The following is an 11,649-nucleotide window of genomic DNA, read 5'->3' on the forward strand; positions in this document are numbered from 1 at the left end:
GGACGTCATGGAGCGATACGAACGCGAAGCACTGGAAGCGGTGACCACGCGTCCCGTGTACCCCTACCGCACCCTCACGGTCGAGCGGATCACCCCCGTGCTGGGCGCGGAGGTCTCGGGCGTGGACCTGTCCAAGGAGATCCCGGCCGAGCAACTGGACGAGATACGCACCGCCTTCCTCGACCACCACGTCCTCGTCTTCCACGGCCAGACGATCAACGCCGAGGACCACAAGCGTTTCGCCGGCGTCTTCGGCGAGCTGCGTCCCGTCAACCCGCCGCCACCCGAGGGCGACCCCTACATCCTGGAGATCCGCACGACGTCGGCCGCCGCGAACGTGGCGGGCAACGGCTGGCACGCCGACGGCACCGCCGACGCGGAACCGTCGCTCGGGTCGATGCTCTACATCACCGAGATCCCCGAGCCGGGCTGCGGCGGCGACACTCTCTTCGCCAACATGCACCTCGCCTACGAGATGCTCTCGCCGGCCATGCGCTCCCTGCTGGACCCGCTCACCGCCATCCACGACGGCGCCCAGGCCCTGGCGGGCTACACCCCGCCCGCGGACTACGTCATCCCCAAGAGCGAACACCCGCTCGTCGCCCGGCACCCCGAGACCGACCGCAAGCTGCTCTACGTCAACAAGGCCTACACCAGCCGCATCCCGCAGCTCTCCGCCCAGGAGAGCCAGGCCCTCCTCGACATGCTCTTCGACATCGTCGCCCGCAGACCGGTCCTGCACTGCCGCGTGCGCTGGACCCCGGGCACCCTCGTCTTCTGGGACAACCGCTGCGTCCAGCACCACGCGACGTACGACTACTACCCCTACGCCCGCTACGGCCAGCGCGTCGCCATCAACGGCGGCCCCGTCAAGGGCTGACGGCACGATCCGGTGAGGCGTCGTCGCCTGCTCACGGGGTGGCGCGCCTCACCGCGTCGGCGAGGCCGTCCCGAAGGAGCACCCGGGCCTCCTCGGCCGCCGGCCCCGCAGTGCCGTCCGGTCCCGCGTACGCGGCGATCCAGGCCCGCACCACGGCGAACGGCCAGGCGCGGGCGTACTCCTGGGCATCCCCGGCAGCGAAGGCACCTGCGTACGCGGCGGCGTTCGCAATGGCGTTCGCCTCCGCGTGCACGCGATCGCTCACCTCCGTGTTCATGCGCGCGTAGGTCTCGCCATAGCGGTCGGCCTCGTCCGCGGACCAGCCGCGCGAGCGCGCGAAGGAGGCCGCGGCCGACGACGCCCGCGCGTGCACCCGCAGGCGGGGATAGGCCATCCGGTACACCTCGCGCAACGCCGGCTCCAGCACCGCCGACCACACGTCCTCAGCGATCGGTTCGCCGGCTGCCGCGCGCGCGTGTACGGCGCGCAGGGCGTCGTGCGGGGCAGCGTCCGCAACGTGCCGGGCTACTGCCTCAGCGATGAGATCCGCCACCGCACCGGCATGCCAGTGGTGGACCGCGGCGAAGGGCACCCCGGCCACGGAGTGCCCCCATCCGTCGTGGACGGCCGCCGGTTCGGCGAGCACCTCGCGGACTTGGTCCAGCCAGCTCGGTACCGACACGGGCTGAAGGGCCTCGGGCAGGGCATCCGGTTCGGTCGTCATCGCAGCCTCCAGAACGCGTGGGCCCCATCCCTGGAACCAAGGTTGGGTGAAGAGCCGTTGGGGTTGATCCCGGGAGTGGACACCGGGTTTCATGCGACGAGTGACAGCGTACGTGATGTGGAATGCCGACGGCGCCGGTTGCAGTAAGCCGGCGGAACAGCTCCAGCCGAGGCTGTGCCCGTCGAGGTCCAGCGCCTTCCGTGGAGCAACTCGCGCTTGAACCCCTGGAAGAACGACTCGTCGAGGTCCTTGTTCCCGCAACCGCAGGAGGCACTTCCCAGGTGAAGCAGCGTATCGGCTTCTACCTCCGCGTCCGCATCGAGGGCGGTGCCGTGGGGTGGTCTCCCACCGGAAAGTCATATTCGGCGCGGTACGGCTGCGTCCTGCCAGCGGTAGAGGTCGCGCAGCAGGGAAATCTCGGCGCCGTCATGGATCAGCTCCCCGTTGACGTGCAGGACGATGCCCTCCAGGAAACCGCTCGGGACCCACCGTCGGCGGAAGCGGCCGAGATGGCCGCCGCCACGATCCGCACGATCTTCGCCCAGCCCACCGCCGACGCGGTCCGCACCCAGCTCGACACCGTCGCCGACGACCTGACCGCCTTCGCGGCATTCCCCGAGCGACATTGGAAGAAGGTCCAGTCCACCGACCCGCTGGAGCGAATCAACCGCGAGGTCAAGCGCCGCACCGACCTCGTCCAGGTCTTCCCCGACGACGACGCGCTCCTGCGCCTGGTCACCGCCGTGCTCTTCGAACTGCACGACGAGTGGATCGCAGAAAGCGCCCCCGTACTGCCCAACACCACCAGCACGACAGCCGATTGACCCGATACGCCACAAGGGGCACGCGCCCCTCAGGACGTCGATCGGTTGTGGACCTCGTTGCGCTGCGGGTCAAAGCAGGTCAGGCCGTGCTTTTACGCAAGGGCGAAGACCGCACGAGAGAAGTCATGGGCCCGGGACCAGCCGACGCAGAGGATCAACCGATGCTCGTTTGCGTCAGGGCTCACGCTCCACACGAGGTCGTCGATCTCATCGTCATCCGGGTCGTCGGGGTCGGGAAACCCGACCAGCAGATCATCCAGGAGTTCGGGATTCCGCGGGTCAGGCTGAACCACGGTGCCATCGCCGTCAGCCAAGCTCTCGCAGACAAAAAGTGCCCGGTCGACCAAGGTGATCACCTTCGCGGGCTGGGCCGGCCTGGCAAGACCCAACCTCCGGCGGAGCGCCGCTCAGACCACATCAACGGCCTGGTCACCGCGATAGGTAAGCCCCCTGAGCTCCTCGAACGAGCCCCCACGCTACCCAACACCACCAACACAACGTCCCGTTGATCGGCTACACCACTAGAAAAGACGCGACCCGACCGGTCAGTTCTATCCAGCACCTATCCAGCAAAGGCGCGGACAACCAGGGATGGCCACAGATGACGAGACGTCAGGAAATCCAGCACGGATCCAGCAGCGGGCACGGCAACGGAGCCGACCCCGAACGTGTTCCAGGACACGATGCAGCGTCGGTCCGGCATGCGGACCGCCCCACGCAGGCACCCGTTCGACACCCCCCGAACCACCGTCGCCGACCTCCGGATTCCGGTGCCTTGATCGGCTACACCACCCGGCGGAACGCCATCCAGGTCTCGGCCACGGGGTGACACCATGCGGAAGCGCAGCGCTGGTCGTCAACCGGCGCGCAGCGGATCGACCTCCGCTCGGCGAAGAGGTCCCTGCCTCCATTCCCATGTTTCGGTGCGGTTTCCGTCGCATTTCGGGTGGATAGGTGATGGTCAAGAGTTAGACATGAACACTTGTGTGCTTTTGAGGTACGTCTGATCATTGGCCGCATCCCGCCCCTTCCACACGCACGCAGGAGCTCCCGGTGGCCGCTGGTCAGATAACCTCCGAGCCTGCCGACACGCCGGCAGCAGCTCTCGCGGAGCGGCAGAAGCTGCGCAAGCACTTCGGCCGCTTCGACATCCTGTTCTTCCTCCTGTGCACCATCGTCGGCGTGGACACCATCGGCACCGTCGCCTCGAAGGGTGCTGAAGCGTTCACCTGGCTCATCGTGCTGGCCGCGGTGTTCTTCGTGCCGTCTGCACTGCTCACCGCCGAACTGGGAGCCGCGTTCCCCGATGAGGGCGGTCCCTACATCTGGACCAGCCGGGCCTTCGGGCGGCTCGCCGGTGCCGTCAACAACTTCCTGTACTGGATCACCAATCCGGTGTGGCTGGGCGGCACGCTCTCCGTGTCCGCCGCCACTGCCTACACCACCTTCTTCAACGACGGGAAGAACCTGAGCACCCCGGCCTTCTACGCCTTCACGCTCGTGTTCGTCTGGGTGGGCGTGCTCGCCGCGATCCTTTCCTTCGACGTCGGCAAGTGGATTCCCACCATCGGCGCCTGGAGCCGTTTCATCCTCCTCGGACTGTTCACCGTCACCGTCGTGGTGTACGGCATCCGACACGGCCTGCATGGATTCGGTGTCGGCGACTTCTCCCCGACCTACGCGGGATTCGTCGGACTGGTACCTGTCCTGATGTTCAACTACGTCGGTTTCGAGCTGCCCAACACCGCCGGCGACGAGATGACCGACGCCCAGAAGGACGTGCCGTTCGCCATCTTCCGCAGCGCCGGCCTCGCCGTGCTGCTGTACGCGCTGCCGATCCTCGGCATCCTGCTCGTCCTGCCGGTCAAGGCCATCACCGGTCTCGGCGGTTTCGTCGACGCCATCCGGCAGGTCTTCACTGTGTACGGCGGCCATGTCGCCGCCGACGGCACAGCCACGCTCAGCGGCGCCGGCCGCCTGCTCGGAGACCTCGCCGCGATCATGTTCATCCTCACGGTGCTGTCCTCCGGAGTCACGTGGATCATGGGATCCGACCGTGCCCTCGCCGTCTCCGGCTACGACGGCACGGCACCCCGGTTCCTCGGCGTCATCTCCAGCCGGTTCGGCACCCCCCTACGGGTCAACATCCTCAGCGGTGCGGTCTCCACGACCGTCCTCGTCCTGGCCCACCAACTGACGGGCGGCAGCGCCGGCAAGCTCTTCGGCGCCGTCCTCGGCCTCGCCGTCTCCACCACCCTCGTCAGCTACCTGGGCATCTTCCCGGCGCTCGCCGTACTGCGCCGCAAGGCTCCGGACTTCCCCCGCCCCTACAGGGCACCCATCCCCCGCACCATCAGCACGGTGCTCACCCTGCTCATCCTGTTCGCCAGCGTGCAGCTGGTCGCCCCGGGACTCGGCGACCACTGGTTCGGCTCCGGCTACGCGCCGGCCGGCTGGAGTTACGGCGAGCGCTGGAGGTACCTGCTGACGGAGGCCGTCCCGCTCGTCGCATTTATGCTCCTCGGCGTGCTCTTCTGGGTGCTGGGCCGACCGACCCGCACCGCACCTGCCACCGGGGAGTAGCATTCCGGGACCTCGTCGGCCAGGGTCGGTACAAGGCCGTCCGCGTGCCGCGAGGCGGACCTTCGTGGTCGGTCCGTCGCGGGACCGGCCGATGGCACGATCTTCCGGTTCTTGAGGCTACGCCGTCACCAAGGCCGTGTCCTGCGCGAACGAAAGTGACAAGACGTCAGGACATCCCGCGAAATCCAGCACGACCTTCCGGGGAACGACACAAAAAGGAGCCGCAGCGGACACCGTAACGGCCCTGACATGCAGCTTCACTATGTCGTTCAATACGACTACGACCAGGAGTTGTCTTCAAATGTCACGCCCACATCAGGAGCGAGGCGAGGGCGACAGCTGCCTGGTAGGACTCGGCCGTCTTGTCGTAGCGGGTCGCGATGCCGCGCCACTGCTTGAGGCGGTTGAAGCACCGTTCCACGACGTTGCGCTGCTTGTAGAGCTGCTTGTCGAAGGTCGGCGGGCGGCCGCCTCGGCTGCCGCGCCGGAGCCGGTTGCGGATCTGGTCGGCCCGCTCGGGGATGGTGTGGCTGATGCCGTGGCGTCCCAGCCAGGTCCGTATCGCGCGGGAGCTGTAGCCCTTGTCGCCCAGCACGTGGGTGGGCCGCGCCCGGGGACGGCCCGGGCCCATGCGAGGAACCCGGATCGCCTCCATCACGGTGGTGAACTGGGTGCAGTCGTTGGTGCTGCCGCCCGTGAGCACGAACGCGAGTGGACGCCCGAAGGCATCGCAGGCCAGGTGAACCTTGCTGGTCAGGCCGCCCCGGGAGCGTCCGAGTGCCGGGCTGCAGCGCCCCCTTTCCGGGCCCCGGCGGCATGCTGGTGGGCACGGACAACGGTGGAGTCGACCGACACCAGCCAGTCGACCTCTCCGGCCGCGTCCGCCCGGGCCTGGGCGGCCTCGAGCATCCGCTCGAAGGTTCCGTCCAGGGCCCACCGGCGAAAGCGGGTGTGCAGCGTATGCCAGGGGCCGTACCGCTCAGGCACGTCCCGCCAGGCCGTGCCCGTCCGGAACTTCCACACGATCCCGTTGAGCACGGTTCGATCGTCCAACCGCTTCCGCCCGCGCAAGGACTCGGGCAGCAGCGGACGGAGGAACTCCCACTCCTCATCGGACAGTTCATGGCGACGTATCACCCGACCATGATCCACCACTCAAGATCAATTAAAGACACGACCTAGTGCCGAAGTCCTTAGGCTGGCAAGGGGTTTCACCGAGGGTCGGTGTCGGGGTCTGTGTGGAGCCCTGGGTCGGCGCCATAGGAGGCGCCGGTGTGGTGGAGGGTGCGGGCGGATGGAGCCGCTGTCGATGTTGCTGTTGGTGCTGGGTGTGCCGCCGCCTCCGTCGAGAATCGGCAGGAAGAGGCCGCTGGGGTCGGATCTGGTGGAGGGGTTGTCACCGGCGTAGGTGTAGCCGCCCATCTGGCTGGGGTCGCCGGCTTCGAAGACCGGGTCGGGGGCGAGGAAGCGGCCGAGGTTGGGGTCGTAGTTGCGGGCGCCCAGGAGGTCGAGGCCGGTGGTGGTGTCCGTGGGTTGGCCGAGGTAGCCGTGGTTCTCGTCGGCGGAGACCCACGTGGCGGGCTTGGTGCCGCGAGGGTTGCCGTAGGGGTCGTAGGAGCGGCGGGTGGCTGCCAGGGTGCCGGCGTCGACGGCCGTCGTCGCTGTGCCCTGGAGGTTGGCGATCTGGTAGCTGACCGTGCCGGTGCTGGAGCGTGTGACCGTTGTGCCGTCGGGGCCTGAGTAGTAGCGCAGGCCGGTCCAGGTCTTGGCGGAGACGTTCAGGGTGATCTGTTCGGTGCCGCCGAACAGATACAGGATGCGGGTCTTGTCGGTGCCGCCGGTGCTGCTGGTCTGCTCCAGCAGGTTGCCATCGGCGTCGTAGAGGTAGCTGCTGGTGGTGTTGCTGGTGCCCGAGGAAGTGGTGACAGTTGCGGTGCGGCCTTCGGGGTCGTAGGTGAGGGTCTGGGTCTGGCCGGCCGGGATCTTGCTGCCGGAGGCGACCGGGTTCCAGGTCTGGGCCTGGGTTCCGTTACACGTCCAGATCTGCAACTGGGTGCCGGTCGTGGTGGAGCTGGACGGGTCGTCCAGGCACTTGCCGGACTGGGGGTTGACCAGCGAGCCGTTGGCCGCGGCCTTCCACTGCTGGGCACCGGTGCCGTTGCAGGTGTACAGGTCGATCTTGGTGCCGTTGGCGGTGCCGCTGCTGGCGACGTCCAGGCACTTGCCGCCGATGCCGCGGATGGTGCCGTCCGTGCCTATCGTCCAGTTCTGGGCGCTGGTGCCGTTGCAGGTGTAGATCTGGATCTTGTTGCCGTCGGTGGTGGACGACGTCGCGTCGTCGACGCACAGTTTCTTGCCTGTGCTGGTGGTCAGCGCCGAGATGAGCGGGCTGGTGGTGGAGACCTTCCGGCTCATGGTGTTGCCGGCGTTCTTGTTAGGCGTGTAGCCGGTGTCCGTGTAGCTCGGCGTCCCGGTCGCCGTGCCCGTGGTCGGGTTGCTGCTGGTGGTGGTGCCGGCCTGATTGGGCAGGGTGGCCGTGGCGGTGCCGTCGGTGCCGGTGTAGGCGGTGGTCTGGGTGGTGTCGTTGAGCGCGTTGCCGGTGGTGTCGTGGTCGACCATGCTTGTGCGGTTGCCGAGCAGGTCGTAGCTGTAGGTCTGCCAGTACGAGGCAGGGCCGCGTGGACGGCGGTGTCGAGGTAGTCGGGTGTGTTGGCCGTGGTGATGAAGCCGCCGATGCCGTCCAGGTTGCCCTGCTGGGTGTAGCCGTAGTCGACATCCGGCGTGCGTGCCCGGGGTCATGATGCGCATCACTCACGCCTTTGACACAGCCGATCCTTTAACACGGATCAGTTCATGGATTTCGCAGCGACACACGGTCGGCAAGGGGTGAAGGGGCGTCAGCAGATCATCCGGAAGGACCAACAGGCATTCAATAGGCCTTTTTTCTCGGCCACTTCATGTCCCGGTCGAAGGGGAGACGGGGCCCTATATACCCCGATCGGCTCCATGCCGCTCATCTTCCGATATGACTGATATGACAGCTGTGAGTAGGTTTGGTCGCAGTCGGCTGACGAGCCGACATCTCCGAGATATCCAGACAGGAGAAGCGACATGAAGCTCGCTCGTTCCACCATGGTGACCGCAGGTGTCTCGGCCGCCGCGGCGCTCGCCGTGACCGGCATCACCTACGCCTCGGCGGCCCCCGCCCAGGCACCCCAGGCCGCCCAGGCCGCCGCCGCCCCGGCCGCCGCCCCGGCAGCCCCCCTCAGCAACGACCCCGGACAGGGCAAGAACAACAACAACGGCAACAACAACGAAGGGCAGGGCAAGGGCAACGAAGGCAAGGGCAACGAAGGCCGGCGCGAGGAAGGCAGGCGCCACGAGGAGGGCCGGATCGAGGTCAACGAGCGGTCCTACTCCGCCCACCCCGGTGACTGCATCACCGTCGTCAGCGGCCTGGGCGCCAAGACCCTGAACATCCGCAACGAAAGCCACAAGCGGGTAGAGGTCTTCCGCGGCGCGGTCTGCGACAACGGCGCCCCCATCGCCACCGTCGGCCCCCACAGCTCCAGCTTCGGCGTCGACGACCTCCACACCAAGGCCATCCACGTCAAGGACGGCATCGTCGCCAGCTTCCGCGTCGTCTGCGACGAGCGCGGTGAGCGCGGCGAGCGCGGCGAGGGCGGCGAGGGCGGCGAGCGTGGCGAGGGCGGCTGGGGCGGCGAGGGCGGCTGGGACTGACCCGAAGCCCACAGCACCACACGGGGCCCCGGCCCGCCGGAATCGGGCCGGGGACACCCCAACCCCATTGTCTGACAACCCACGCGCCATGCACGCACCACCGGCCCGGACACCAGAGGTCACACCCCTGGCGCCCGGGCCGGCGTCCTTCCCTCCATCGGCCGACCCACCTGGGGATAACCGCCCCGAACGCTTCCCGCGGGCACATCTCCCCACACCCACACCACCCGCACCCCTCCCGGCGATTCCCCACCCCCGAACGGGTGAGACAAGACATCGGACACGCACCAGAAAACCGACCCACGACCCACAACACCTGCAACCAACCCGCTGAGCCCGCCGACCGCCGACCGCCCCGGCCCTGCCGGCCACGTCCGCAAAGACGCCGGGTATCCGAGGGTGCCGCCCGATCCACAGCCGCACCGCAGACCTGAGCAGACAGCGACCGGGGCATGGGCAGCACACCTCCACGTCTCAGCCGTCGTGCCACGCGTTGAAAGACGGCGCCGGCAACTGCACCCGCGTGACGTACGGCCGAAGGCAGCCGGCTGTACCCGATCGGCCGGTAGCCCCGAGAGCAAGCCGGCTGGGTCCACAATCCAGAATCCGCCCGTGACAGAGGGCCCGATGACTTGATCACGCTGGAACGATCCGCCGAAGCAGAGCGCCCGAAGCTCGCAGGCCTGGCCGGCGACGACTACGACGCGCAGTGGATGCGCTGGCACAAGGCGGCCGAGGCCACGCAGGCAGCGCCCACAACGGTCGCCACACAGATGGTTCCGGAGAGGATCCCCCACTTTTCGGCCTGCGCAACTCCGAGTCCGGCCGCAGCCCCTGCGGCAATCGCCGACAGTGCGGACACCGCGATCGCTACGCGTAAGGACTTTCCTCCGGATCGCAGGGACAGCTCACCATGATCAGTCACACTCTGATCCTGTCACGCGCCCGCTACCGCATCCAGTGTGCCGATCACACCGGCCAAGCTCCCATGCTGTTGGCGCTATTTGAAAAATCCCCACCACTCGCCCTGCCGATGGCCAGACCTGCTTACACCGGTTCCCCGCCCGCGGGTGAGTTGGTCGGCGGATGGATGGTGCGTGAGGCGTCAGTTCTGCTCGCTGTGCAGGGCCTTGTGGACGGGTTGGCGGGCGCCGAGGCGGGCCGGGGCCGCGGTCAGCGCTGCGAGACCGAGGAGCGTCGCTGTGACCATGCACGCGGTCTGCGCGGAGGAGGGCAGGATCACGGCATCGGGGCCGACCTGCAGGAGCGCGTACAGACCCATGCCGGCCGGAACGCCGATCGCGGCCGCGGGCAGGGCCGGCAGCAACTGAGCCGCGATCAGTCCCGTGGTGACCTGCCCCGGAGTAGCGCCCAGCGTGCGGGCGACGGCCAGGGGACGTCTTGCATCGAGGGCAGCATTCCAGGCGGTGGCGGCGGCGTTGACCACGGCCAGCACGATCACGGCGACGATGACGCCCTGAACGATGTGGTGGGTCAGCACAAACCTCGGATCGGGCAGGGTGGATGCGCCCAGGTCGAGCCGGAACGGCGGTTGGGCCTGGAAGGTCAGTATCGCGGAGAGCCCGGTGGTGACGGTGAAGGTGCTGGCCGCGGTGAGGAGTGCACGGCGTGGACGACGGGCGGCGAGGCGCAGTCCGAGCATGAGCGGGACGGGCAGCCAAGCGGCGCCTGCGGCGAGCGCGGAATGCTGCCCGGGTGCGCGGGCTGGATCGGCGAGTGCGTGGGCGGTGCTGGTGCGGGCGGCCCGCCACGCGGGACCGATCGCTGCGCCGGCGGAGATCGCGAGCGCGGTGACGGCGACCGCCACGACGGTACCTGCCGAGGGGGCGGCGAATGCCGTGTCGAGCAGCCCGCCGCCGGGGTCGCTGAGCGCGGGCGCGAGCAGGCATCCCAGGGCCAGACCGACCACGCCCGCAGCCAGGGCCACAGCCAAGTACTCGGTCAGCAGCGCCGCGGCCACCAGGCCCGGGGTGGCGCCGACCGCCTTGAACAGCCCGACCCTGCGGGTCTGTTCGGCCATGCGGCCTGCGACCAGAGCGCTCGCCCCGGCAAGGGCGAGGCTTACCAGGAGCCAGCTGCCGACCGTGACGGCGTCGTGCACGGGGCGCAGACCGTCGGCGTTGTCCCGAGCGAAGTCCTGCCAGGCGCGCACGTTCACCCGGACGGCCTGCACGGACGGGGAGTTCGCGAATGCCTCGGCGTGCTGCGGCTCGGCCAGCTTCAAGTTCGCGGTGTAGGACAGCGGCAGCTGGGGTGAGGCGAGGCTGCGCAGGTCGGCCTGGGTGAGCCAGAGCAAGCCGGCGCTCTGGGCGGGACCGCCTCCCTGAGGGGACCACTCGGCGCTCGGGTAGGGCCCGGCGGCAGCGGTGAGGGCGATGCCGGTGACCGTGAAGGTCCGCCCGGCGACGGTGAGGTGCTCTCCGGTGTGCAGTCCGAGCGCGAGAGCGAAGGCGCGTTCGACCACCGCTCCTCCGGGACGCACCCAGCTGCCCTGGGTCAGCTGCGGGTGGTCGATGACGTCCGGTGTCGTGGCGCGTCCCTCCACGACGGCCTGCACGGTCAGCCCGTGCGCCTGGACCATGGGGAAGGCGACGGGGTAGGGCCCGCTGTGCGCAGCGATCCCCGGCAGGTCGAACAGCGGAGTCAGGTCGTGCAGGGCTGTGTCTCCGGTGCCGATCGGCATGGCCATCACGTCCGGCCCGTCGGTCGCGGCCCGGATCTGCGCGTAGGACTGTCCCGCCGCGTCGCGCAGCGTCATCCCGAGCGCCACGGCGCCGCAGGCGGCGGTCACGGCCGAAACCAGAATCAGGGACTGAAGCAAGTGGCGGCGCAGGCCGCGCAGGGCGAGGCGGGCTATCAGGATGAGGCGGCCCATC

General features: G+C 68.6%; 8 protein-coding genes and 2 pseudogenes. 4 read left to right on the forward strand and 6 right to left on the reverse strand.

Annotation, left to right across the window (positions count from 1 at the left end; translation table 11 throughout):
• The first annotated feature begins 7 nt into the window (after positions 1 to 7).
• Complete coding sequence (locus tag O1G22_RS00555) at positions 8 to 880, forward strand: TauD/TfdA dioxygenase family protein (protein ID WP_270079437.1); 873 nt, start codon at positions 8 to 10, stop codon at positions 878 to 880.
• 31 nt (positions 881 to 911) lie between these two features.
• On the opposite strand, the gene O1G22_RS00560 is transcribed toward O1G22_RS00555, so the two are convergent.
• Together O1G22_RS00560 and O1G22_RS00565 are read right to left on the reverse strand one after the other, a co-directional pair.
• Positions 912 to 1,604 carry a SpcZ gene (locus tag O1G22_RS00560; protein ID WP_270079438.1) on the reverse strand — a complete coding sequence of 231 codons (693 nt, stop codon included), beginning with the start codon at positions 1,602 to 1,604 and terminating at the stop codon, positions 912 to 914.
• Between the two features lie 356 nt (positions 1,605 to 1,960).
• A pseudogene (locus O1G22_RS00565) lies at positions 1,961 to 2,105 on the reverse strand (DinB family protein); the annotation flags it as partial.
• On the opposite strand from O1G22_RS00565, the pseudogene O1G22_RS00570 reads away from it, so the two are divergent.
• Positions 2,105 to 2,428, forward strand: a pseudogene (locus O1G22_RS00570) (transposase); the annotation flags it as partial. The pseudogenes O1G22_RS00565 and O1G22_RS00570 sit on opposite strands and share 1 nt — an antisense overlap.
• Positions 2,429 to 2,520: 92 nt before the next feature.
• On the opposite strand, the gene O1G22_RS00575 reads toward O1G22_RS00570, so the two are convergent.
• Positions 2,521 to 2,784: a hypothetical protein gene (locus tag O1G22_RS00575; protein ID WP_270079439.1), complete on the reverse strand. Its 264-nt coding sequence runs from the start codon at positions 2,782 to 2,784 to the stop codon at positions 2,521 to 2,523.
• Between the two features lie 697 nt (positions 2,785 to 3,481).
• Between O1G22_RS00575 and O1G22_RS00580 the strand changes: the two genes are divergently transcribed.
• Positions 3,482 to 5,011, forward strand: a complete 1,530-nt coding sequence (locus tag O1G22_RS00580; RefSeq protein WP_270079440.1) for an APC family permease — start codon at positions 3,482 to 3,484, stop codon at positions 5,009 to 5,011.
• Positions 5,012 to 5,315: 304 nt separating this feature from the next.
• Here the strand turns inward: O1G22_RS00580 and O1G22_RS00585 are convergent.
• Positions 5,316 to 6,145 (reverse strand): IS5 family transposase gene (locus tag O1G22_RS00585; RefSeq protein WP_428986469.1). Its coding sequence is split into 2 segments (ribosomal slippage): positions 5,316 to 5,809 and positions 5,809 to 6,145, totalling 831 coding nucleotides; the frame shifts between segments, so codons are not numbered across the junction.
• A gap of 27 nt (positions 6,146 to 6,172) precedes the next feature.
• Entirely contained in the window at positions 6,173 to 7,630 is a 1,458-nt protein-coding gene (locus O1G22_RS00590) for a ricin-type beta-trefoil lectin domain protein (protein WP_270079441.1), read from the reverse strand.
• A 492-nt stretch (positions 7,631 to 8,122) separates the two neighbouring features.
• Between O1G22_RS00590 and O1G22_RS00595 the strand changes: the two genes are divergently transcribed.
• Positions 8,123 to 8,752 carry a hypothetical protein gene (locus tag O1G22_RS00595; RefSeq protein ID WP_270079442.1) on the forward strand — a complete coding sequence of 210 codons (630 nt, stop codon included), beginning with the start codon at positions 8,123 to 8,125 and terminating at the stop codon, positions 8,750 to 8,752.
• A gap of 1,105 nt (positions 8,753 to 9,857) precedes the next feature.
• Here the strand turns inward: O1G22_RS00595 and O1G22_RS00600 are convergent.
• Positions 9,858 to 11,648 carry an ABC transporter permease gene (locus O1G22_RS00600; protein WP_270079443.1) on the reverse strand — a complete coding sequence of 597 codons (1,791 nt, stop codon included), beginning with the start codon at positions 11,646 to 11,648 and terminating at the stop codon, positions 9,858 to 9,860.
• Position 11,649: the final 1 nt, after the last annotated feature.

The organism is Streptomyces camelliae (genome assembly GCF_027625935.1).
Taxonomy (GTDB): Bacteria; Actinomycetota; Actinomycetes; order Streptomycetales; family Streptomycetaceae; genus Streptomyces; species Streptomyces camelliae.